17 protein-coding genes and 1 pseudogene are annotated in these 23713 nt (G+C 65.3%); 8 read left to right on the top strand and 10 right to left on the bottom strand.

The window, feature by feature from the left end; all coding sequences use genetic code 11:
• Positions 1 to 352: 352 nt before the first annotated feature.
• A complete protein-coding gene (gene mtnA, locus ACGLHT_RS26645; protein ID WP_025338099.1) occupies positions 353 to 1429 on the bottom strand; it encodes an S-methyl-5-thioribose-1-phosphate isomerase in 1077 nt (358 codons plus the stop codon).
• A gap of 111 nt (positions 1430 to 1540) precedes the next feature.
• Between mtnA and ubiG the strand changes: the two genes are divergently transcribed.
• The 3 genes from ubiG to ACGLHT_RS26630 all read left to right on the top strand — a co-directional run bounded on the left by ubiG (position 1541) and on the right by ACGLHT_RS26630 (position 3798).
• Complete coding sequence (ubiG, locus tag ACGLHT_RS26640) at positions 1541 to 2239, top strand: bifunctional 2-polyprenyl-6-hydroxyphenol methylase/3-demethylubiquinol 3-O-methyltransferase UbiG (protein ID WP_025338098.1); 699 nt, start codon at positions 1541 to 1543, stop codon at positions 2237 to 2239.
• A 2-nt stretch (positions 2240 to 2241) separates the two neighbouring features.
• Positions 2242 to 2913, top strand: a complete 672-nt coding sequence (gene mupP, locus ACGLHT_RS26635) for an N-acetylmuramic acid 6-phosphate phosphatase MupP (protein ID WP_046615545.1) — start codon at positions 2242 to 2244, stop codon at positions 2911 to 2913.
• A gap of 144 nt (positions 2914 to 3057) precedes the next feature.
• Positions 3058 to 3798: a YciK family oxidoreductase gene (locus ACGLHT_RS26630; protein WP_025338096.1), complete on the top strand. Its 741-nt coding sequence runs from the start codon at positions 3058 to 3060 to the stop codon at positions 3796 to 3798.
• 121 nt (positions 3799 to 3919) lie between these two features.
• Here ACGLHT_RS26630 and ACGLHT_RS26625 read toward each other — a convergent pair whose 3' ends face one another.
• The 7 genes and pseudogenes from ACGLHT_RS26625 to ACGLHT_RS26595 all read right to left on the bottom strand — a co-directional run bounded on the left by ACGLHT_RS26625 (position 3920) and on the right by ACGLHT_RS26595 (position 11962).
• Positions 3920 to 4705, bottom strand: a complete 786-nt coding sequence (locus ACGLHT_RS26625) for a TenA family transcriptional regulator (protein WP_274121093.1) — start codon at positions 4703 to 4705, stop codon at positions 3920 to 3922.
• 30 nt (positions 4706 to 4735) lie between these two features.
• Positions 4736 to 7193: pseudogene (locus tag ACGLHT_RS26620) on the bottom strand (EAL domain-containing protein).
• A gap of 316 nt (positions 7194 to 7509) precedes the next feature.
• Positions 7510 to 9342, bottom strand: coding sequence for an ABC transporter ATP-binding protein (locus ACGLHT_RS26615; RefSeq protein WP_274121092.1), 1833 nt, complete (start codon positions 9340 to 9342; stop codon positions 7510 to 7512).
• Positions 9335 to 9967, bottom strand: coding sequence for a DsbA family protein (locus tag ACGLHT_RS26610; RefSeq protein ID WP_137163222.1), 633 nt, complete (start codon positions 9965 to 9967; stop codon positions 9335 to 9337). The genes ACGLHT_RS26615 and ACGLHT_RS26610 overlap by 8 nt, the downstream gene beginning before the upstream one ends.
• A 3-nt stretch (positions 9968 to 9970) precedes the next feature.
• A complete protein-coding gene (locus ACGLHT_RS26605) occupies positions 9971 to 10903 on the bottom strand; it encodes a rhodanese-related sulfurtransferase (RefSeq protein ID WP_075044053.1) in 933 nt (310 codons plus the stop codon).
• A 227-nt stretch (positions 10904 to 11130) separates the two neighbouring features.
• Positions 11131 to 11427 (bottom strand): BolA family transcriptional regulator, encoded by a 297-nt coding sequence (locus ACGLHT_RS26600; protein WP_003252644.1) that lies wholly within the window; start codon positions 11425 to 11427, stop codon positions 11131 to 11133.
• A 10-nt stretch (positions 11428 to 11437) separates the two neighbouring features.
• Positions 11438 to 11962, bottom strand: a complete 525-nt coding sequence (locus ACGLHT_RS26595) for a DUF2059 domain-containing protein (protein WP_025338091.1) — start codon at positions 11960 to 11962, stop codon at positions 11438 to 11440.
• A 155-nt stretch (positions 11963 to 12117) separates the two neighbouring features.
• On the opposite strand from ACGLHT_RS26595, the gene ACGLHT_RS26590 reads away from it, so the two are divergent.
• Positions 12118 to 13512, top strand: a complete 1395-nt coding sequence (locus ACGLHT_RS26590; protein WP_137163221.1) for a class II fumarate hydratase — start codon at positions 12118 to 12120, stop codon at positions 13510 to 13512.
• Positions 13513 to 13644: 132 nt separating this feature from the next.
• On the opposite strand, the gene ACGLHT_RS26585 is transcribed toward ACGLHT_RS26590, so the two are convergent.
• Both ACGLHT_RS26585 and pap read right to left on the bottom strand, forming a co-directional pair.
• On the bottom strand, positions 13645 to 14610 hold the full coding sequence (locus ACGLHT_RS26585) for a DMT family transporter (RefSeq protein WP_274121090.1): 966 nt from the start codon (positions 14608 to 14610) through the stop codon (positions 13645 to 13647).
• Between the two features lie 255 nt (positions 14611 to 14865).
• Complete coding sequence (pap, locus tag ACGLHT_RS26580; RefSeq protein WP_025338088.1) at positions 14866 to 16359, bottom strand: polyphosphate:AMP phosphotransferase; 1494 nt, start codon at positions 16357 to 16359, stop codon at positions 14866 to 14868.
• A 153-nt stretch (positions 16360 to 16512) separates the two neighbouring features.
• Between pap and mnmC the strand changes: the two genes are divergently transcribed.
• The 4 genes from mnmC (at position 16513) to ACGLHT_RS26560 (ending at position 23554) form a co-directional block, all read left to right on the top strand.
• Positions 16513 to 18477 carry a bifunctional tRNA (5-methylaminomethyl-2-thiouridine)(34)-methyltransferase MnmD/FAD-dependent 5-carboxymethylaminomethyl-2-thiouridine(34) oxidoreductase MnmC gene (gene mnmC, locus ACGLHT_RS26575; protein ID WP_274121088.1) on the top strand — a complete coding sequence of 655 codons (1965 nt, stop codon included), beginning with the start codon at positions 16513 to 16515 and terminating at the stop codon, positions 18475 to 18477.
• 226 nt (positions 18478 to 18703) lie between these two features.
• Entirely contained in the window at positions 18704 to 20491 is a 1788-nt protein-coding gene (locus tag ACGLHT_RS26570; protein WP_274121087.1) for an N-acetylglutaminylglutamine amidotransferase, read from the top strand.
• 3 nt (positions 20492 to 20494) lie between these two features.
• Positions 20495 to 22240 (top strand): N-acetylglutaminylglutamine synthetase, encoded by a 1746-nt coding sequence (gene ngg / locus ACGLHT_RS26565; protein ID WP_025338085.1) that lies wholly within the window; start codon positions 20495 to 20497, stop codon positions 22238 to 22240.
• A 129-nt stretch (positions 22241 to 22369) separates the two neighbouring features.
• Entirely contained in the window at positions 22370 to 23554 is a 1185-nt protein-coding gene (locus ACGLHT_RS26560; RefSeq protein WP_025338084.1) for an osmoprotectant NAGGN system M42 family peptidase, read from the top strand.
• Positions 23555 to 23713: the final 159 nt, after the last annotated feature.

Below are 23713 nucleotides of genomic sequence, written 5' to 3'. Positions count from 1 at the left end.
AGAAGCCTGATTCCTTTTTCTGGTGAAACTTCGCAGCTCCATCAAGGGCCGAACGAAGCTCGCCGCCGCAACGCATAAGGGTGCGACGACTTACGACAAATCAATGAGTTGTGCCATGGATCTGCGCAATGAAGGCCGCCGTGGTAGGCGGTCTTGGAAACTGCCGGATGTTATCACAAAGGCAGGGGCGGTGGGGAGATGTGGCAGGTGGCCTCACACGAGGTTGAATCTTCGGATTTTCACTGGCTTCTTCGCGGGCACGCCCGCTCCCACAGGGATATCGCAACACTCGAGAGTGGTGGTGTCCCTGTGGGAGCGGGCGCGCCCGCGAAGAGGCCAGCGAGCTTTCCGATCAGTGCAGGCGCTTGCGGCAGATCAATTGTGCCAGCTTGGCGGCATCCGGCCGCTCGACGATGCCGCGCTCGGTCACGATCACGTCGATCAAGTCGGCCGGGGTCACGTCGAACACCGGGTTGAACACCTCGACATCCGGCGCCACGCGGGTGCCGCCAATGTCCAGCAACTCGTCGGCAGCGCGCTCTTCCAGCGGGATGTCCTCGCCCGTGGCCAGGTTCAGGTCGATGCTGGTGCTCGGCGCCACCACCATGAAACGTACGCCGTGGTGCATGGCGCTGACCGCCAGCTGGTAGGTGCCGATCTTGCTGGCAACGTCGCCGTTGGCGGCGATGCAGTCCGCGCCCACCACCACCCAGGTGATGCCCTTGCTCTTCATCAGGTGGGCCAGCGCCGAGTCGGCGCACAGGGTCACCGGGATGCCTTCGTTGGCCAGTTCCCAGGCAGTCAGGCGCGAACCATGCAGCCAGGGGCGGGTCTCGCCGGCATACACCCGCTCGACCATGCCCTCCAGGTAACCGGCGCGGATCACCCCCAGCGCGGTACCGAAACCACCGCAGGCCAGGGCGCCGGCGTTGCCGTAGGTGAGCAGGGTCTGGGCGTTGCCCTGGTGGCGGCGGATCAGCTCGATACCGTGCTGGGCCATGGTCAGGTTGGCTTCGCGGTCGCTTTCGTGGATGGCCACCGCTTCGGCCTCCAGCGCCGCCAGCACGCCTTCGTCCGGACGCAGGCGCTGCAGGCGCTCACGCATGCGGTTCAGCGCCCAGAACAGGTTGGCGGCGGTAGGGCGCGCTTCAGCCAGGACAAGGAAGTCTTCTTCCAGGTCCATTTCCCAGTCGCCACCCTCGGCCAGCCGCTCTTCCAGGGCCAGCACCAGGCCATAGGCCGCGGCAATGCCGATGGCCGAGGCGCCGCGCACGGCCATGTCGCGGATCGCCGCTGCCACCTGCGCGACATTGTCGCAGGCCAGCCAGCGCTCTTCCGACGGCAGCAGGCGCTGGTCGAGCAGGTGCAAGACGCCGCCCTGCCAGCGGATCCCGGTCACCTTCTCCGCCGCCAAAAGTCGCTCGCGCATCGCCTCTCCCCGTCGTTCGGATATCAAAAGCCGGCGATTATAGCGACCCTCGGGGCCGAGCGCTCGGGTATACTCCGGCGCAATTTTGCGAAGTTTCAGAGGACTGTTCTAATGAGCAACGTCGACCGCGCCGAAATCGCCAAGTTCGAAGCGCTGGCCCACCGCTGGTGGGACCGCGAAAGCGAGTTCAAGCCGCTGCACGAAATCAACCCGCTGCGCGTCAACTGGATCGACGAGCGCGCCAGCCTCGCCGGCAAGAAAGTGCTGGACGTGGGTTGCGGCGGCGGCATCCTCAGTGAGGCGATGGCCCTGCGCGGCGCCACGGTCACCGGCATCGACATGGGCGAAGCGCCACTGGCCGTGGCCCAACTGCACCAGCTGGAGTCGGGCGTGCAGGTGGAATACCGGCAGATCACCGCCGAAGCCCTGGCCGAGGAAATGCCTGAACAGTTCGACGTGGTCACCTGCCTGGAAATGCTCGAGCACGTGCCCGACCCGTCTTCGGTCATCCGCGCCTGCTACCGCATGGTCAAGCCTGGCGGCCAGGTGTTTTTCTCCACCATCAACCGCAACCCCAAGGCCTACCTGCTGGCCATCGTCGGCGCCGAGTACATCCTGAAGATGCTGCCGCGCGGCACCCACGACTTCAAGAAGTTCATCCGCCCGTCCGAGCTGGGCGCCTGGAGCCGCGTTGCCGGCCTGCAGGTGAAGGACATCATCGGCCTGACCTACAACCCGCTGACCAAGCATTACAAGCTCAGCAGCGACGTCGACGTCAACTACATGATCCAGACCCTGCGCGAGGAATAAGCATGCGTTTGCAAGCAGTACTCTTCGACATGGACGGCACCTTGCTCGACACGGCGCCGGACTTCATCGCCATCTGCCAGGCCATGCTCGCCGAGCGCGGCCTGCCGGCCGTCGATGACAAGCTGATCCGCGACGTGATCTCCGGCGGCGCACGGGCGATGGTCGCCGCGACCTTCGCCATGAGCCCGGAGGCCGAAGGCTTCGAGGCCCTGCGCCTGGAGTTCCTCGAGCGCTACCAGCGCGACTGCGCGGTGCACAGCAAGCTGTTCGACGGCATGGCCGAGCTGCTGGCCGACATCGAGAAAGGCAACCTGCTGTGGGGCGTGGTCACCAACAAGCCGGTGCGCTTCGCCGAGCCGATCATGCAGCAACTGGGCCTGGCCGAGCGTTCGGCGCTGCTGATCTGCCCGGACCATGTCAAGAACAGCAAGCCCGACCCCGAGCCGCTGATCCTCGCCTGCAAGACCCTCGGCCTGGACCCGGCCAGCGTGCTGTTCGTCGGCGACGACCTGCGCGACATCGAGTCTGGCCGCGACGCCGGCACCCGCACGGCGGCGGTGCGCTACGGCTATATTCATCCAGAGGACAACCCCAACAACTGGGGCGCCGATGTGGTGGTGGACCACCCGCTGGAACTGCGCAAAGTGATCGACAGCGCGCTGTGCGGCTGCTGAGTTGCAACGGCTGACGACGGACCCTGTGGGAGCGGGCACGCCCGCGAAGCAGGCACTGAGGTGGATGGCACCGGCTTTGCCGGTGTTCGCGGGCACGCCCGCTCCCACAAGGGTATGTGTCGCGGCATAAATAGGGAATACAAAATGTTCGACTACACCGCCCGCCCCGACCTGCTGCAAGGCCGGGTCATCCTGGTTACCGGTGCCGGCCGCGGCATCGGCGCCGCTGCCGCCAAGGCCTACGCTGCGCTGGGCGCCACTGTGCTGCTGCTGGGCAAGACCGAGGCCAACCTGAACGAGGTCTACGACCAGATCGAAGCCGCCGGGCACCCGCAACCGGTGGTGATCCCGTTCAACCTGGAAACCGCCCTGCCCCACCAGTACGACGAACTGGCGGTGATGATCGAAGACCAGTTCGGCCGCCTCGACGGCCTGCTGAACAACGCTTCGATCATCGGCCCGCGCACGCCGCTGGAGCAGCTGTCGGGCGACAACTTCATGCGCGTGATGCACATCAACGTCGATGCCACCTTCATGCTCACCAGCACCCTGCTGCCGCTGCTGAAGCTGTCGGAAGACGCTTCGGTGGTGTTCACCAGCAGCAGCGTCGGGCGCAAGGGCCGGGCCTACTGGGGCGCCTATGGCGTGTCCAAGTTCGCCACCGAGGGCCTGATGCAAACCCTGGCCGATGAACTGGAAGGCGTGGCACCGGTGCGCTCCAACAGCATCAACCCGGGTGCCACGCGCACGGCGATGCGGGCGCAGGCCTACCCTAGCGAAAACCCGCAGAACAACCCGCTGCCGGAAGAGATCATGCCGGTGTACCTGTACCTGATGGGGCCGGACAGCAAAGGGGTGAATGGGCAGGCGTTCAACGCCCAGTAAGGCTTGGAATAGCCGGGGCTGCTTTGCAGCCCATCGCGACACAAGGCCGCTCCTACAGGGGATCGCATACCCATGTAGGAGCGGCCTTGTGTCGCGATGGGCCGCATGGCGGCCCCCGGCCCTACCCCGCTGCCAACACCGGGCGCATGCGCCCCTGCTGGCGCCCTTCCAGCTGCATGCACCGTTCCAGGAACAGGTACATGCAGTCATAACTCTTGCAAATCGCCTTGCGCAGTTCATTGCGCAGCCCCTGGGTCGGGTTCTCGCCGGCCAGGGTGCAGATGATCTCCAGCGCCTCCCACGGGTGCGCGTCGTCATACTGGGCATGCATCTTCAGCCACTTCATCGCCCGCTTGCGCTGATCCTCCGGGAAGCCCAGCGCATAGGTGTCGGTGGAGCACACCACCGCCGACCATTCACCGGTCGCACCTTCGATGGCGTAGTTGGTCGCCGCCATGGAAATGGCCAGGTTCTCGGTGGCGCACACGCGCCAGCACCAGTCATTCAGGCCGTTCAGCTCTGGCGGCACTTCCTGGGCCTGCAGCTCGTGCAGGTGCACGCCATGCGCCTGGCACCAGTTCACCCAGTAGTCGGCGTGGTTGAGCTCGACACGGATGTTGCGCATCAGCCAGCGCCGCGCCATGTCTTCGCCCTGATGACGGCCATAGCGGGTCTTGGTCAGGTTGTGAGCCATGTACAGCGAAAACTGCTCCACCACCGGCCAGCCACCGATCAGGTACTGGCGAATGGTCGATTGCTTCAACTGGCCATCGCGCAGGCGCGCGTAGAACTCATGCTCGACTACCCGGCGCTTGCTCTCGCGGCAGTCTTCAATCATTTGCTGGGCCCATTGGGGGTAGCTGGCGGGATCCATCAAAGGCCCGATACGAACGAATGCGTCAATCACTTTCAGCTCCTTGATCCTTGTGATTTCTAGCTAGCGAAACGTGCCAGGTGCCCGCTGCAACAGAGGCCGGGCGGCGATCCGTTGGCGCTGCAGACTGTCACAGGTGAACACCTGAGGGCGTTCGATGAGATAGCCCTGGGCGTAATCCACGCCAATTTCCTGCAAGGCCTGCTCGATCAAGGGTGTTTCGACGAATTCGGCAATGGTGCGCTTACCCATTACGTGACCGATGTGGTTGATGACCTCGACCATGGCCCGGTTGACCGGGTCGTCGAGCATGTCCTTGACGAAACTCCCGTCGATCTTCAGGTAATCCACGGGCAAATGCTTGAGATAGGCGAACGACGACATGCCGGCGCAGAAATCATCGAGCGAGAAGCGACAACCCAGCCCCTTCAACTCGTTGATGAAGCGAATGGCGCTGCCAAGGTTGGCTATGGCGCTGGTTTCGGTGATTTCGAAACAAATCATCCGCGGCGGAATGGCGTATTCGACGAACAGGCGTTGCAGGTATTCGAGGAACTTGTCATCGCCAATGCTCGACCCCGACAGGTTGATCGCACAGATCGACAGCGGCCCCTCGCGCCCTTCGTCCAGGCACTGGCGGATGACCAGGAACACATTGCGCACAACCCAGCGGTCCAGCGCGGTCATCAGGCCGTAGCGCTCGGCCGCCGGGATGAAGCTGCTGGGCAGGATGGTACGTCCGCTTTCGTCGTGCAGGCGTAGCAGGATCTCGATATGGCCGGGGCCTTCGAAGGTTTTCAGCGGGGCGATTTCCTGGGCGTACAGGCAGAAGCGGTTTTCTTCCAGGGCCACGTGCAAGCGCTGGATCCAGGCCATTTCGCCAAAGCGCATGGACAGCTCGCTGTCGTCGGCATGGTACACCTGCACGCGGTTGCGGCCTTTTTCCTTGGCCATGTAGCAGGCCATGTCGGCGGCGCGCAGCGAGGTTTCGAGGGTGCCGGGGGACTGGGCCATGTGCACCAGGCCGACACTGACGGTAGTGACGAACGGCCGCCCTTTCCACACGAAATGCAGGCTCTGCACCAGCTGGCGCAGCTGCTCGGCAATGCGCTCGGCCTGATCGGGCGGGCAGTTTTCCAGCAGCACGCCGAATTCGTCCCCCCCCCAGCCGGGCCAGGGTGTCGCCTTCGCGCAGGCCGGACTGCAGCACGGCGCAGATGTGCCGCAGCAGCTCGTCGCCAGCGGCATGCCCGCAGGTATCGTTGACCAGCTTGAACTGGTCGAGGTCGAGGAACATCAGCGAATGCCGCCCGGCCTGGCGCGCCAGGTCATTGAGCGCCTGCTCCAGGCGGTATTCGAACTCGCGGCGGTTGGCCAGGCCGGTCAGGGCGTCGTGGGTCGCCTGCCAGGACAGGTTGGCGATGTACTGGCGCTCCTGGGTCATGTCGTGCAGCACCAGCACGATGCCGCTGACCTGGCCGTCATTGACGATCGGCGAACCGACCAGGTTGACCGACACGGTGCTACCGTCCAGGCGCTGGATCAGCCGGGCATGTTCGGCGCCACCCTTGAGGCTGCCGCTGAGCACCTGTTCGACCAGGCTGCGGCCCTCTTCCTCGGCCTGCTCGTCCACCAGGCTGAACAGCGCCGACAGCGGCAGGCCTTGGGCATGGCCGGCCTGCCAGTGGGTCAGTTGCTCGGCGGCGGGGTTCATGTAGCCGATACTGCCTTCCACGTCAGCGGTAATCACCGCATCACCAATGGCCTGCAAGGTGATCTGCGCCCGCTCCTTTTCTTCCTGCAGGGCGCTGGCAAAGGCCTGGCGCTGGGCCAGCAGCTTGCTGGAGCGGCGCCAGGCAATGGCAATCAGGAACATCGCGGTCAGCAGGTTGGTGATCAGCAGCACCCGCTGCAGCATGCGCGAGCCCTCGCCCAAGGCATCGCTGAACGCCTTGGCGGCCGGGGTTACCCCTTCGTTGATGGTGACAATGCGCGCCTTCCAGTCGCTGACCGTGCGGGCGTCGACCGGGCCAGCGGCGAAGCTGCTGCGCATTTCCATGGCCAGCATGTCCAGCTTGCCCAGGTAGTCGTCGCCGATGTCCCAGTAGTCGATGGCCGTCTGCATGTAGCTGACGTTGCGAAAGTTGCGGTAGAACCAGATGATCCGCTCGACATCGTCGGGGTGGTTGCCGCCTTGCAGCACGGCCTGGCGCGCGGCGTCCAGGTCGGGGCTGGGCTGGTCCAGCACTTCGCGCAGCTGGTGGTCGCCCTGGGGCACGGTGATGGCCTGGCGATAGCGATGGTAGGTGCCGTCGTCGCGGGTTTCGGCGTACAGGTTGAGGTAGTAGATGGCGTCTTTCTGCGCCTTGGACCAAAGGCTTTCGCCCGCGACATAGGCACGCACGGCCGAGAGCGTATAAAGGCTGAGGCTGCCCAAGGCTACCTGGAAGACCACAACGGCGATGAAGGGCCAGGTGATGCCGAGCAGCTTTGGCGCTTCTAGAGTGCGATGTCCCTTCATGGAGTCCCTGTCACAGAGCAGATAAGGCGCAAATCAACCCAGACAAAGCACAGCGTAGGCCATTTGCCATCCCGGCGGTTGGGTTTTTTATGCCAGGAAAGGGGGTGATTTACATATGGCCTGTACTGGCACTGTGGGAGCGGGCGTGCCCGCGAACACCGGCGAAGCCGGTGCCATACACCGCGTCGTCTGCTTCGCGGGCACGCCCGCTCCCACAAGGGAAGGCGACACACTCTCGAACATTGTTCCCTGTGCGACAGCGCAGCCCAAAGGGCTGGACAATCTCCCACAGGGGCCCGCACAGGCTGCCAAAAATTCAGCTCTGCTGCAGGTGCCCATACAACTTGGCATACAACCCACCCTCGGCAATCAGCTGCTGATGGTCGCCATCCTCGGCCACGTGCCCGCCGTCGAACACCAGCACCCGGTCGGCCTGTTTCACCGCCGACAGGCGGTGGGCAATGATCAGTGTGGTGCGGCCGCTGAGGAAGCGCGCCAGGGCCTGGTGCAGGTTGTATTCGGTGGCGGCATCCAGGGCCGAGGTGGCTTCGTCGAGGATCACCACCTTGGGTTCGGCCAGCACCATGCGGGCAATGGCCAGGCGCTGGCGCTGGCCACCGGACAAGCGCACGCCGGAGCGCCCCACCACACTGTCCAGGCCCTGCGGCAGGGCGGCGATGGTGGCATCCAGCTGGGCAATGCGCAGCGCCTGCCAGCAGGCCTCGTCGCTGCAGTCACGGCCCATGGTCAGGTTGGCGCGCACGGTGTCGTTGAACAACGACGGGTGCTGCAATACCACCGCGACGTTTTCACGCAGGGTTTCCAGGCCGATTTCCTGCAGGCTGGCACCGCCAAAGCGGATGGTGCCGGCCTGGGCGCTGTAGAGGCCCAGCAACAGCTGCACCAAGGTGCTCTTGCCACCACCGCTGGCGCCGACGATCGCCACCTTCTCGCCCGGGGCGATGGACAGGGCGAGGTGCTCGAGCACCGGCTCGTCGGCATAGGCAAAGCGCAGGTCGCGCACTTCGATACCCACCGTCTCGCGGCCGGCGAACGGGTCGCTGGCAGCCGGGTACTGCGGTTCGTCGTCGCGGGCCAGCAGTTCGTTGAGGCGGCTCAGCGCACCACCGGCGGCGTAGTAGGCGTATTGCAGGTTGAGCAGCTGCTCCACCGGGCCGATCATGAACCACAGGTAGCTGAACACCGCCAGCATCTGGCCGATCGACAGGTCGGAGAACAGCACGGTGAGCATGGCCGCGGCGCGGAAGATATCGATGCCGAACTGGAACAGCAGGCCACTGGCGCGGCCGCTGGCATCGCTCTTCCACTGCGAGTCCACGGCGTAGTCACGCACTTCGCGGGCGCGCAGGCCAAGGCGACCGAGGAAGTAGCCCTGGCGGTTGCCGGCGCGGATTTCCTGAATGGCGTCGAGGGTTTCCGCCAGCGCCTGGGTAAACCGTGCGGTGCTGTCGTTCTCGAGCTTTTTCAGGTGCTTGACGCGCTTGCCCAGCTGCACGGTGAAGTAGATCACCAGCGGGTTGAACAGCAGGATCAGCAAGGCCAGCTGCCAGTGCATCCAGATCAGGATGGCCGCCGTGCCGGTCAGGGTCAGCATGGCCACCAGGAAGCGGCTCAGGGTTTCGCCGACGAACTTGTCGAGGGTGTCCAGGTCGGTGACCAGGTGGGTGGTCACCGTGCCGCTGCCCAGGCTTTCGTATTCCTTCAGCGAGATGCGCTTGAGCCGGTCGATCAGCCGAATGCGCAGGCGGTAGACGATGTCCTTGGCCAGGCCGGCGAACAGCTTGGCCTGGATCACGTTGAACGCCAGGGCGGCCAGGCGCAGGCACAGGGTCAGCAGCAACATCAGGCCGATGTAGCCCGCCGCCACCTGCCAGCTGGACGGCAGCAGGTGGTTCATCCACTTCAGCGCGGCATCGCCATGGCCCAGCAGCACTTCGTCCACCAGCAGCGGCAGCAGCAGCGGGATAGGCACGCTGCAGCAGGCAGCCAATACGGCGATGAGGTTGGCGGACCAGAGGTTTTTCTTGTGATGCAGGGCCAGGCGGCGGATTTCCGCCCAGCTCAATCGATCGGCCACAGTGTGAGGTTTGCCCGGTACCGGGTCGGGTGACCCAGGCACATCAAGCACAGGCGGCCTGCTGCAGCCAGCGGCCGAGCAAGGGTTGCAGGCGATCCAGCGGCTGGTAGCCGTTGGTCAGCAGGGCCAGTTGGCCATTGCGTTCGGCAAGCAAGGTCGGGAAACCGGCGATGCCCAGGTCCTGGGCCCAGCTGAAATCGGCTGCAGTGGCGGAGCGGGTATCGGCGCGGGCGAAGGCCTCGGCGAACACGGCACGGTCGAAGCCTGCCTGTTCGGCCAGGTCGACCAGATGCGGCGCAACGGTCACGTCCACGCCCTGTTCGTAGAACGAACGCTGGATCAGCGCCAGCAGCGGCCAGACGCGCTCGGCGTCCAGTTCGCGGGCGGTGACCAAGGCACGGCAGGCCGGCTCGGTATCGTAGACGAAGCCGTCGGGCATGGCCCCCTCGAAGCGGAACGGTTGGCCGGTGGCATCGGCCACCGCCTGCCAGTGTTCGAGGATGTACTTGCGGGTAGAGCTGTCCAGGGCACTGCCGCCGGTACGCAGCCCGCCCGGCACAAGGCGGGTGGGCACGCCTGCGTCACGCGCCTGGGCGATCAGGGCCGCGGCCACGGGTGCGAAACCCCAGCACCAGGAGCACATCGGGTCCATCACATAGATCAGGCGTGCAGACATGCATCAAGCCTCGGCTTTGTAGTTGTAACCGATCGGGTGCGGCAGGTTGCGGGCCTTGGCCAGCTCGATCTGCTTCTGCCGGTCGATGGCGCTACGCCGGGTCTTCTCGCTCAGGGTGTCCCAGCAATGCGGGCAGCTGACCCCTGGCGAATAGTGCTCGGACGCGCGCTCCTCTGCATTGATCGGGTGGCGGCAGGCGTGGCACTGGTCGTACTCGCCTTCGCTCAGGTCATGGCGCACCGTGACGCGGTTGTCGAAGACGAAGCAGTCGCCGTCCCACAGGCTTTCTTCCTGAGGCACTTCCTCGAAGTATTTCAGGATGCCGCCCTTAAGATGATAGACCGCCTCGAAGCCTTCACCGAGCATGTAGCTGGAGGCTTTTTCGCAACGGATACCGCCGGTGCAGAACATGGCAACCTTCTTGTGCTTGCTGGGGTCGAAGTTGGCCTTGATGTAGTCGGGGAACTCGCGGAAGGTTTCGGTCTTCGGGTCGATGGCGCCCTTGAAGGTACCGATGGCCACTTCGTAGTCGTTGCGGGTGTCGATCAGCAGCACTTCCGGGTCGCTGATCAGCGCGTTCCAGTCCTTGGGCTCGACGTAGGTGCCGACCGCCTGGTTCGGGTCCACGCCCGGTACGCCGAGGGTTACGATCTCTTTCTTGAGCTTGACCTTGGTGCGGTAGAACGGCTGTTCGTCGCAGTACGACTCCTTGTGGTCGACATCGGCAAGGCGTGGGTCGTTGCGCAGCCAGGCCAGCAGGCCGTCGATGCCTTCGCGGGTGGCCGACACGGTGCCGTTGATGCCCTCGTGGGCCAGCAGCAGGGTGCCCTTGACGTTGTTGTCGAGCATGGTCTTGAGCAGCGGCTCGCGCAGCTCGACGTAGTCTTCCAGGGTGACGAACTTGTACAGCGCCGCGACGACGATGGGTTGGGACATGAAGCAGGATCTCCAGTGGTTGCCCTCGTAAGGGGCGGACCGGGTTTGACAGTGTGACAAAAAAGCAGGGGGCGCTTTGCGCCCCATTCGCGGCACAAGGCCGCTCCTACAGGGGAATGCACCAGCCGACGGGCTGCGCTATCCCTGTAGGAGCGGCCTTGTGCCGCGAATGGGCCGCAAAGCGGCCCCCGGAATGTTGCGGATTCTACCAGAACAACAGCAAGGTTTCAGTGCCCGCCGCCCGCGCACACAGGCGAGGCGGGTGCAACGCCGACCTTGGCCCACTCTTCGGCGGTGTAGGTGTGGATGGCCAGGGCATGGATCTCGCCCATCAGCTCACCCATGGTGGCGTACACCTTCTGGTGGCGCTTGACGCTGTTCAACCCGGCAAACTGCTCGCTGACGATCACTGCCTTGTAGTGGGTCTCCTGACCACGACTGTGCATGTGGCTTTCGTTGAGCACTTGCAGGTGTTGCGGCGCCAGGGCGGCCAGCTGCTGTTCGATACGCTGTTGCATGGTCATCGCGGCGTACTCACTTCTTCGCCGGGGCGGCGGCCTTGCCAGCGTTCGGGTCCAGTTCCTTGGTCATGTCGTCCAGCAGCTTGTTCACCACCGGTACCGCTGGCTCCAGGCTCTGCTGGGTCAGCTGGGCCGACTGCTGGGTGACCTTGGGCATTTCGCGCAGCACTTTCTTGCCCAGCGGCGATTCGTAGAACTTGACCAGGTCCTTGAGCTCCTGCTCGGTGAAGGTCTGGGTGTACAGGTCGACCATCTTCGGCTTCAGCTTGTTCCAGCCGATGGCGTTGTCCAGCGCGGCGTTGGCCTTGGCCTGGTAGCTTTCCAGCACCGCCTGCTTGGTGGTCGGGGCCTTGGTCTGGGCGAAACGCTGGGCGAACATCTGCTGGACCTGCATGTACACCGGGGTGCCCAGCTTGTCGGCGTTGGCCAGGGTCAGGAATTTCTCGGCAGCAGCGTTGTGGCTGGCGGTGGCAGCGAGTACCTGGCCGCTGGCGCAAGCCAGGGCAACGGCGGCACAAAGGACACGGAGACGGGTCATTGCATTTCCTTCAGAAGAGAGGGAGGCGGGTACCTCAGAGTAGAGCATTCTGCGCCGTGGTGGCGATGTGCTCAAGTGGCACGACGAGCGACGGAACCGCTCGGTCGAATCAGGGCCTAAACTGCGATTTCGAACTACACAGGAGTGAGTACAGAATGAGCCGTATCGAGACAGACAGCCTGGGCCCGGTCGAAGTTCCTGAGGACGCCTACTGGGGTGCGCAGACCCAGCGTTCGCTGATCAACTTCGCCATTGGCAAGGAACGCATGCCCATCGCGGTGCTGCACGCCCTGGCGCTGATCAAGAAGGCCGCGGCCCGCGTCAACGACCGTAACGGCGACTTGCCGGCCGACATCGCCCGGCTGATCGAACAGGCCGCCGACGAAGTGCTGGGCGGCCAGCATGACGACCAGTTCCCGCTGGTGGTCTGGCAGACCGGCAGCGGCACCCAGAGCAACATGAACGTCAACGAAGTGATCGCCGGGCGGGCCAACGAACTGGCCGGCAAGGGCCGTGGCGGCAAGGCCCCCGTGCACCCCAACGACCACGTCAACCGCTCGCAGAGTTCCAACGACTGCTTCCCCACCGCCATGCACATCGCTGCGGCGCGGGCGGTGCACGAGAAGCTGCTGCCGGCCATCGCAGAGCTGTCCTCGGGGCTGGCCGAGCTGTCGGCACGCCACCACAAGCTGGTGAAGACCGGCCGCACGCACATGATGGACGCCACGCCGATCACCTTCGGCCAGGAGGTGTCGGCCTTCGTCGCCCAGCTCGACTATGCCCAGCGCGCCATCCGCGCCACCCTGCCGGCGGTGTGCGAACTGGCCCAGGGCGGCACTGCCGTGGGTACCGGGCTCAACGCCCCGCATGGTTTTGCCGAAGCCATCGCCGCCGAGCTGGCGGCGTTGTCCGGCCTGCCGTTCGTCACTGCGCCGAACAAGTTCGCTGCCCTCGCCGGCCACGAGCCGCTGACCAGCCTGGCCGGCGCCCTGAAGACCCTGGCCGTGGCCCTGATGAAAATCGCCAACGACCTGCGCCTGCTGGGTTCCGGCCCGCGCGCCGGGCTGGCCGAGGTACGCCTGCCGGCCAACGAGCCGGGCAGCTCGATCATGCCAGGCAAGGTCAACCCGACCCAGTGCGAAGCGCTGTCGATGCTGGCCTGCCAGGTGCTGGGCAACGACGCGGCGATCGGCTTTGCCGCCAGCCAGGGGCATTTGCAGCTGAACGTGTTCAAGCCGGTGATCATCCACAACCTGCTGCAGTCGATCGAATTGCTGGCTGACGGCTGCCGCAACTTCCAGCAGCACTGCGTGGCGGGCATCGAGCCGGATGCCGAGCAGATGGCGGCGCACCTGGAGCGGGGGCTGATGCTGGTGACGGCGTTGAACCCGCATATTGGCTATGACAAGGCAGCGGAAATTGCCAAGAAGGCCTATGGCGAAGGCAAGACCTTGCGCGAGGCGGCACTGGAGCTGAAGTACCTGACCAATGAGCAGTTCGACCAGTGGGTGAGGCCGGAGAACATGCTGGCTCCGGGGGGCAAGGGCTGACAGCTCAGAGACCGCGCTCCCCTGTAGGAGCGGCCTTGTGTCGCGATGGGCTGCGCAGCAGCCCCCAAAAATCTATGTCGCTGCCGAGATTTCTGGGGCTGCTGCGCAGCCCATCGCGACACAAGGCCGCTCCTACACAGAGCGCGCAACCCTCTTGAACTTGCGGGCGCGCCACCCGGCCACCAGCGAAGGCCCCAGCGCCACCAGCGCCGAACCCAGCACCACCGTCACCGCCCCCACATAACCCAGGGCATTGATGTCCTCGGCGTGCACATACTCAGGCCACACCAACGCCGCCAGCGCCACCGCGACAAAGGTCACCAGCGGGGTCAGCGCCAGCGTGGCACTCACCCGCGACGCCTCCCAGTGCGCCAGCGCCTCGGCGAACGCGCCATAGGCCACCAGGGTATTCAGGCAACAGGCCAGCAACAGCCAGCCTTGCACCGGGGTCAGCTGCAACGCCTCCAACGGGTGGACCCAGGGCGTCAGCAGCGCGGCGCAGCTGAGGTAGATCACCATCATTACCTGCTGCGAATGCCACACAGTCAGCAGCTGCTTCTGGCTAAGCGCATAGAACACCCAGATGCTGGTGGCCAGCAGGATGGTCAGCACGCCGGTGGTATAGGTGCCGAGCGAGGTCAGCAGCTCTTCCAAACGCTGGTTGAAAAACAGCCCGAACCCCGCCAGCAGGATCAGCAGGCCCACGCCCTGCCCCAGGCTGAAACGCTCGCGGAACACGAACACACTAGCCACCAGCAACAGCACCGGGCCGATCTGCACGACCAGTTGCGCGGTGCCCGGGCTGAGCAGGTTGAGGCCGATCAGGTACAGCACGTAGTTGCCCATCAGGCCAAGCACGGCCACTACCACAAGGCCTTTGCCCTTGGGCGCCAGTTTGCGCAAGGAGGGCAACCTGCGCTTGGCGGCCAGCCAGGCAAACAGCAGGCCACCGGAAACCAGCAGGCGGTACCAGGTGACGGTGACCGGGTCGACCACTTGCAGCACCTGCTTGAGCTTGATCGGCAGGACGCCCCAGAGCAATGCAGTCAGAAGTGCCAGGAACAGGCCATAGCCCCAGCGGCCGGTAATGGTGTGCATAAAATCCTCGATCAAGCCCGTGGTGGGGGTAGTTGAATTCTACGGGCTTGGAGGGCGGGGACGGTGGCAAGTGCCGGGAAAAGAATTCATCAGGTCATTCTTCTGCGGCATGGCTTGGCAGGTGTGCTGCCTGTTCTGACCCTTTCGCGGGCACGCCCGCTCCCACAGGAATACCACAGGGCTGAATTTTGTGGGGGTCCCTGTGGGAGCGGGCGTGCCCGCGAAGAGGCCAGAACAGGCAACCAACAAGCTTGGCTATTTCTTGTCCCTGGCAAACGCCGCCTCAAGCGCCTGGTTGATGGTGCGCAACACCTTCACCCGCGCCCAGCGCTTGTCGTTGGCCTCCACCAGCGTCCACGGCGCGATCTCGGTGCTGGTGCGGTCGACCATGTCACCCACCGCCTGAACATAGTCGTCCCACTTGTCGCGATTGCGCCAGTCGTCCTCGGTGATCTTGTAGCGCTTGAACGGGATCTGCTCGCGCTCTTCAAAGCGCTCCAGCTGGGTCTGCTGGTCGATCGCCAGCCAGAACTTGACCACCACCGTGCCGGCATTCACCAGCTGTTCCTCGAAATCGTTGATCTCGCTGTAGGCACGCATCCAGTCGGCCGGGCTGCAGAAGCCTTCCACCCGCTCCACCAGCACCCGGCCATACCAGGAACGGTCGAAGATGGTGAACTTGCCACGCGCCGGAATGTGCCGCCAGAACCGCCACAGGTAAGGCTGCGCGCGTTCTTCTTCAGTGGGCGCGGCAATCGGCACGATGCGGTACTGGCGCGGGTCCAGCGCGGCGGCCACGCGGCGGATGGCGCCGCCCTTGCCGGCAGCGTCGTTGCCTTCGAACACCGCCACCAAGGCATGCCGGCGCATGTGCTTGTGGCGCAGCAGGCCGGCCAGGCGTGCCTGCTCGGTGACCAGTTGCTCCTGGTAGTCGGACTTGTCCAGGCGCAGGGTCATGTCCAGCGCGCCGAGCAGGCTGCGCTGGTCGATGCTGCGGCCCAGCGGAGCAACGTTGCCCCGGTGCTTGCCTTTGGGGTTGTTGTCCAGTGCCGCCTGCAGGCTTTCCAGCAGGATGCGACCTACCGCCAGGCTGCGGTAGTTCGGGTCGACGCCCTCGATGACATGCCACGGCGCATAGTCACGGCTGGTGCGGCGCAGCACGCGCTCACCAAAGCGCACGAAACGGTCGTAGGTCTCCGACTGCTGCCAGTCCAGCGGGCTGATCTTCCAGCTGTGCAGCGGGTCATCCTTGAGCGATTTCAGCCGCGCCTTCATCTGTTTCTTGGACAGGTGGAACCAGAACTTGATGATCAGCGCACCTTCGTCGCACAGCATTTCCTCCAGCCGCTCGGCGCCGGTGATGGCCTGGTCGAGCACGGCGTCCTTGAACACCCCGTGCACCCGCCCCTGCAGCATCTGGCTGTACCAGTTGCCGAAGAACACGCCCATCCGCCCCTTCGGTGGCAGGGCCCGCCAGTAGCGCCAGGCCGGCGGGCGCGCCAGCTCTTCGTCGGTCTGCTGGTCGAAGGTGAGCACATCGATCATGCGCGGGTCCATCCACTCGTTGAGCAGTTTGACCGTCTCGCCCTTGCCGGCGCCTTCGATACCGTTGATCAGCACGATTACCGGGAAGCGCGCCTGCTGCTTGAGTTCGTACTGGGCTTCGAGCAGGGCCTCGCGCAAAGCGGGTACCTCGGCGTCGTAAGCCTCCTTGTCGATGCTGTGGCCGATTTCGGCGGATTCGAACATGCACTGGCTCCTTCAATGGATAAGCAAGACTAGCGGATTTGAAGGCTTGTGCAGTACCTGCGGGAGCGGGCGTGCCCGCGAAGAGGCCGGCACAGCCTGCGCAAACCTCCCGGATGGCATAAAATCCGCCCATCCGCTGCAACCGAGCCAACCATGTCCACCCTCCTCCAGCACGCCCAGATCGACTGGGACGACCAGGGCCGCCCCCATTCGCGGCAATACGACGACGTCTATTTCGCAGTCAACGAAGGCATCGAAGAAACCAAGCACGTGTTTCTTGGGCAAACCCGCCTGGCCGAGCGCTTTGCCGACCTCGCCCCGCACGCCTGCCTGGTGATCGGCGAAACCGGGTTCGGCACCGGCATGAACTTCTACTGCGCCTGGCAACTGTTCGAGCAACACGCCCACGCCGAGGCTCGCCTGCATTTCGTCAGCGTCGAAAAGTACCCCCTCGATCGCGACGACTTGGCCCGCGCCATATGCCTGTGGCCTGAACTTGCCGCCTATGCCGAGCCCCTGCTGGAGCAGTACGTGGCAGTGCACCCTGGCTTCCAACAGTTCACCTTCGACAACGGCCGGGTCACCCTCACCCTGTTGATAGGCGACGTACTGGAACAGCTGCCACAACTCGATGCGCAGATCGACGTGTGGTTCCTCGACGGCTTCGCCCCGGCCAAGAACCCCGACATGTGGACCCCGGAGCTGTTCGCGCAGCTGGCACGGCTGTCACACCCGGGCACGGTGCTAGGCACCTTCACCACCACCGGTTGGGTACGCCGCAGCCTGGTCGAGGCCGGCTTCGCCATGAAGAAGGTGCCGGGCATCGGCAAGAAATGGGAAGTGATGAGCGGCGCCTATGTCGGCCCTGTGCCCAGCCCCGGCGCGCCATGGTACGCGCGCCCGGCTGCCGTAGCGGGGCCGCGTGAAGCGCTGGTGATAGGCGCCGGGCTCGCCGGTAGCACGACCGCCGCCAGCCTGGCACGGCGTGGCTGGCAAGTTACCGTGCTGGAACGCCACGACACCCCGGCACAGGAAGCTTCGGGTAACCCGCAAGGGGTGCTGTACCTGAAGCTGTCCGCCCACGGCACGGCGTTGTCGCAGATGATCCTGGCCGGTTTCGGTTACACCCGGCGCCAGCTGCAGCGCCTGCAACGTGGCCACGACTGGGATGCCTGCGGCGTGCTGCAACTGGCCTTCGACAGCAAGGAAGCCGAACGCCAGGGCAAACTGGCTGGCGCCTTCGAACCTGGCCTGTTGCACTCGCTGGAACGTGCAGAGGCCGAAGCCATCGCCGGGGTGGCCTTGCCGGCTGGTGGGCTGTTCTATCCCGAAGGTGGCTGGGTGCACCCGCCGGCGCTGTGCCAGCAGCAGTTGCAGCACCCGGGTATTCGCCTGCTGACGCACCAGGAGGTGCTCGAACTGCGCAAGGTCGACGGGCAGTGGCAAGCCTGGGCTGGCGAACGTTTGCTGGCCAGCGCGCCGGTGGTGGTCCTGGCCGGTGCCGCCGACGTACTGCGCTTCGAGCCATGCGCGCACCTTCCGCTCAAGCGCATCCGCGGGCAGATCACCCGCCTGCCGGCCACGGCCAGCAGCCGCGCGCTGCGCACCGTGGTGTGTGCGGAAGGCTATGTAGCGCCGCCGCGCGGGGGTGAACACACCTTGGGCGCGAGCTTCGACTTCCACAGCACAGACCTGGCACCGACGGTGGCCGAGCACCAGGGCAACCTGGCATTGCTGGACGAGATTTCGGTCGACCTGGCCCAGCGCCTGGGTACCGCCGAGCTGGACCCTGGGCAATTGCAGGGGCGTGCGGCGTTCCGTTGCACCAGCCCGGATTACCTGCCGATCGTCGGGCCGGTGGCGGATGCGCAGGCGTTCGCCCAGGCCTATGCAGTGCTGGGCCGGGATGCACGGCAGGTGCCGGATGTGGCCTGCCCCTGGCTGGATGGGTTGTATGTGAACAGCGGGCATGGCTCGCGCGGATTGATCACGGCGCCGTTGAGCGGCGAACTGGTGGCGGCGTGGGTATGCGGGGAACCGCTGCCGTTGCCACGGGCGGTGGCGGAGGCGTGCCACCCGAACCGGTTTGCCTTGCGCAGGTTGATTCGCGGGAAATAGGGGAATGGGGCTGCTGCGCAGCCCATCGCGACACAAGGCCGCTCCTACAGGAGATCGTATTCTCTTGTAGGAGCGGCCTTGTGTCGCGAAAGGGGCGCAACGCGCCCCCATAGCTTTGCGCCATATAACAGATCGATCTAAAACTCTCACAAACCACATGGGTCAGTTCCTTAAGGTGCCCTAATCCGGGGCACCCCCTCCCCAACGGAAAAACCGGTAAGGACCTATGTGCGGATTAGCAGGAGAGTTGCGTTTCACCCCCATCGACCAAGCCCCTCGCCCAGCCGACCTGGCTGCGGTAGAGCGCATAACCCACCACCTGGCGCCCCGCGGCCCGGATGCCTGGGGCTTCCATAGCCAAGGCCCGATCGCCCTCGGCCACCGGCGCCTGAAAATCATGGACCTGTCCGACGGCTCTGCCCAGCCGATGGTCGACAACACCCTGGGCCTGTCGCTGGCTTTCAACGGCGCCATCTACAACTTCCCCGAACTGCGCCAGGAGCTGCAGGCCCTGGGCTACAGCTTCTGGTCCGACGGCGACACCGAGGTGCTGCTCAAGGGCTACCACGCCTGGGGCGCGGCCTTGCTGCCCAAGCTCAATGGCATGTTCGCCCTGGCCATCTGGGAGCGCGACAACCAGCGCCTGTTCCTCGCCCGCGACCGCCTGGGCGTCAAACCCTTGTACCTGTCGCGCAACGGCGAGCGCCTGCGCTTCGCCTCGACCCTGCCGGCGCTGCTCAAGGGTGGTGACATCGACCCGATGCTCGACCCGGTGGCACTCAACCACTACCTGAATTTCCACGCCGTGGTGCCGGCGCCACGCACCCTGCTGGCCAACGTGCAAAAGCTGGAACCCGGTACCTGGATGCGCATCGACCGCCATGGCGAAGTGGAACGCCAGACCTGGTGGCAGCTGCACTACGGCGCCAACCCCGACGAACGTGAGCTGGACCTGGAAGGCTGGACCACCCGCGTACTCGATGCCACCCGCGACGCCGTGGCCATTCGCCAACGGGCAGCGGTGGACGTGGGTGTGCTGCTGTCCGGTGGGGTCGATTCCAGCCTGCTGGTCGGCCTGCTGCGCGAAGTGGGCGTGGACGACCTGTCGACCTTCTCCATCGGTTTCGAGGATGCCGGCGGCGAACGCGGCGACGAGTTCCAGTATTCCGACCTGATCGCCAAGCACTACGGCACCCGTCACCACCAGCTGCGCATCGCCGAGCACGAGATCATCGAGCAATTGCCGGCCGCCTTCCGCGCCATGAGCGAGCCGATGGTCAGCCACGACTGCATCGCCTTTTACCTGCTGTCGCGGGAAGTGGCCCGGCACTGCAAGGGCGTGCAAAGCGGCCAGGGCGCCGACGAGCTGTTCGCCGGCTACCACTGGTACCCGCAGGTGGACGGCGCCGAAGATGCCTTTACCGCCTACCGCGAGGCCTTCTTCGATCGCAGCCACGCCGAGTACCGCGACACCGTGCAGGCACCCTGGCTTCTGGAAACCGACGCGGCCGGCGACTTCGTCCGTGAACACTTCGCCCGCCCCGGTGCCCCCGATGCAGTAGACAAGGCGCTGCGCCTGGACAGCACGGTGATGCTGGTCGACGACCCGGTCAAACGGGTCGACAACATGACCATGGCCTGGGGCCTGGAGGCGCGCACGCCGTTCCTCGACTACCGGCTGGTGGAGCTTTCGGCACGCATTCCGGCACGCTTCAAGCTGCCCGACGGCGGCAAGCAGGTGCTCAAGCAGGCGGCGCGGCGGGTGATCCCGCACGAGGTGATCGACCGCAAGAAGGGCTACTTCCCGGTACCGGGCCTGAAGCACCTGGAAGGCGCCACCCTCGGCTGGGTACGTGAATTGCTGACCGACCCCAGCCAGGACCGCGGGCTGTTCAACCCGGCCATGCTCGACCGCCTGCTGAGCAACCCGCACGGCCAACTGACGCCGCTACGTGGCTCCAAGCTGTGGCAGCTGGCGGCGCTGAACCTGTGGCTGAGCGAACAAGGAATCTGACCGATGAAAGCCCACGAAATCGCTTACGGTCAGCGCCTGCTGCGCGGCCAGGCGCCGTCCTACGAGCGCCTGCAGGCGCGCCTGGCCGGCGACGGCAGCCAGCCCCACGACCAGCCGCGCGCCGTGCATTGCGGCTGGGGCCGGCTGCTGATCGGCCACACCTACCCCAACCCGGCCGACCTGGCCGCCGACCTGCTGGAAGAACGCCCCGGCGAGCGCGACATCGCCCTGTACGTGGCCGCGCCCCAGCAACTGCTGGCCCAGGCCCCGCAGCAACTGTTCCTCGACCCGTCCGACACCCTGCGCCTGTGGTTCACCGACTACCGCCCGGCGCAGCGGGTGTTCCGCGGCTTCCGCGTGCGCCGGGCGCAGAACCCGGGCGACTGGCAGGCGATCAACACCCTGTACCAGGCGCGCGGCATGCTGCCGGTCGACGCCGAGTTGCTCACCCCTCTGCACCTGGGCGGCCCGGTGTACTGGCTGGCCGAGGACGAAGACAGTGGCGCGGTGATCGGCAGCGTCATGGGCCTGAACCACGCCAAGGCATTCGACGACCCCGAGCACGGCAGCAGCCTGTGGTGCCTGGCGGTAGACCCGCACTGCACCCGCCCCGGCGTGGGTGAAGTGCTGGTGCGCCACCTGATCGAGCACTTCATGAGCCGTGGGCTGGCCTACCTGGACCTGTCGGTGCTGCACGACAACCGCCAGGCCAAGCGCCTGTATCAGAAGCTGGGTTTTCGCAACCTGCCGACCTTCGCGGTCAAGCGCAAGAACGGCATCAACGAGCAGCTGTTTCTGGGGCCGGGGCCTCAAGCCGACCTCAACCCGTACGCACGCATCATCGTCGACGAGGCACTGCGCCGGGGCATCGAGGTACAAGTGGACGATGCCGCCGGTGGCCTGTTCACCCTCAGCCTGGGTGGGCGCCGCATTCGCTGCCGTGAGTCGCTCAGCGACCTGACCAGCGCCGTGACCATGACCCTGTGCCAGGACAAGCGCCTGACCCAGCATGCCCTGCACAATGCCGGGCTGCAGGTGCCGGCGCAGCAACTGGCCGGCAATGCCGATGACAACCTGGCGTTTCTCGACGAGCATGGCGCGGTGGTGGTCAAGCCGGTCGATGGCGAGCAAGGCCAGGGCGTGGCGGTGAACCTCACCTGCATCGACGACATCACCCACGCCGTGGCGCAGGCCCGCCAGTTCGACAGCCGCGTGTTGCTGGAAAGCTTCCATGCCGGGCATGACCTGCGCATCGTGGTGATCGGCTATGAAGTGGTGGCGGCAGCCATCCGTCACCCGGCGCAGGTGCTGGGCGATGGCAAGCACAGCATCCGCCAGCTGATCGATGCCCAGAGCCGCCGACGCCAGGCCGCAACCGGTGGCGAAAGCCGCATTCCGCTGGACGACGAAACCGAGCGCACCCTGCGCGCGGCGGGCTTTGGCTACGACGACGTGTTGCCCGCCGGCCAGCGCCTGGCCGTACGACGCACCGCCAACCTGCACACCGGCGGCACCCTGGAAGACGTTACCGAACGCCTGCACCCGGTGCTGGCCGACGCCGCCGTGCGCGCTGCACGGGCGCTGGAGATCCCGGTGGTGGGGCTGGACTTCATGGTGCGTGATGCCGGGCAACCGGAATACGTGATCATCGAGGCCAACGAGCGTGCCGGGTTGGCCAACCATGAACCGCAACCGACCGCCGAGCGTTTTATCGACCTGCTGTTTCCGCATAGCCGGCCTTTGGCGTAACCGCTGCTGGCCTCTTCGCGGGTAAACCCGCTCCCACAGGGACCCCACAAGTATCGAGGGCTGTGGTGGACCTGTGGGAGCGGGTTTACCCGCGAAGAGGCCGGCACAGGAGTAAAGGAGTTCCCAACCATGTCCGACCGACATCCCGAACCCGATCTCGACTACCTCAAGCGCGTGCTGCTGGAAATGCTCGCCATCCCCAGCCCCACCGGTTTCACCGACACCATCGTGCGCTACGTGGCCGAACGCCTGGACGAACTGGGCATCCCCTTCGAGCTGACCCGCCGCGGCACCATCCGCGCCACCCTCAAGGGCCGCCAGACCTCACCTGACCGCGCCGTGTCCGCTCACCTGGACACCATCGGCGCCAGCGTGCGCCAGTTGCAGGACAACGGCCGCCTGGCCCTGGCGCCGGTCGGTTGCTGGTCCAGCCGCTTCGCCGAAGGCAGCCGGGTCAGCGTGTTCACCGATACCGGCGTATACCGGGGCAGCGTGCTGCCGCTGATGGCCAGCGGGCATGCCTTCAACACCGCCATCGACCAGATGCCGATCAGCTGGGAGCACGTTGAGGTGCGCCTGGACGCCTACTGCGCCACCCGCGCCGACTGCGAGGCGCTGGGTGTAAGCATCGGTGATTTCGTTGCCTTCGACCCGCTGCCCGAATTCACCGAAAGCGGCCACATCAGCGCCCGCCACCTGGACGACAAGGCCGGCGTGGCAGCACTACTGGCGGCGCTGAAAGCCGTGGTGGAAAGCGGCCGCCAACCGTTGATCGACTGCCACCCGCTGTTCACCATCACCGAAGAGACCGGCTCGGGAGCGGCTGGCGCCCTGCCCTGGGATGTCAGCGAGTTCGTCGGCATCGACATTGCCCCGGTGGCGCCCGGGCAGGCCTCCAGCGAGCATGCGGTGAGCGTGGCCATGCAGGACTCGTCGGGGCCTTACGATTACCACCTGTCCCGGCACCTGCTGAAACTGGCCGGCGACCACGACCTGCCGGTGCGGCGCGATCTGTTCCGCTATTACTTCAGCGATGCCCATTCGGCAGTGACGGCGGGGCACGATATTCGTACCGCGCTGGTGGCCTTTGGCTGCGATGCCACCCATGGCTACGAGCGAACACACATCGACAGCCTGGCGGCGTTGAGCCGCTTGTTGTCGGCGTACCTGCTGAGCCCGCCGGTGTTTGCCAGTGATTCGCAGCCGGCCAATGCGTCGTTGGAGCGCTTCAGCCATCAGTTGGAACATGATGCGCAGATGGAAAGCGATACGCGGGTGCCGGCGGTGGATAGCCTGGTTGGCAACAAGGGCTGAGGGCCCTGGGGGCTGCTTTGCAGCCCATCGCGAAACAAGGCCGCTCCTACAGACGATACGCGTTCCCCTGTAGGAGCGGCCTTGAACTGGCCTAATGATCCCGGACACCTCTTAAGGGCGATATGATTCGCCCAATCAGGAGGTTCCATGCAAGAACGA

This window comes from Pseudomonas sp. PsB, from assembly GCF_043658375.1.
Lineage (GTDB): Bacteria > Pseudomonadota > Gammaproteobacteria > Pseudomonadales > Pseudomonadaceae > Aquipseudomonas > Aquipseudomonas putida_Z.
This window is presented reverse-complemented; position numbering and strand designations above follow the sequence as displayed.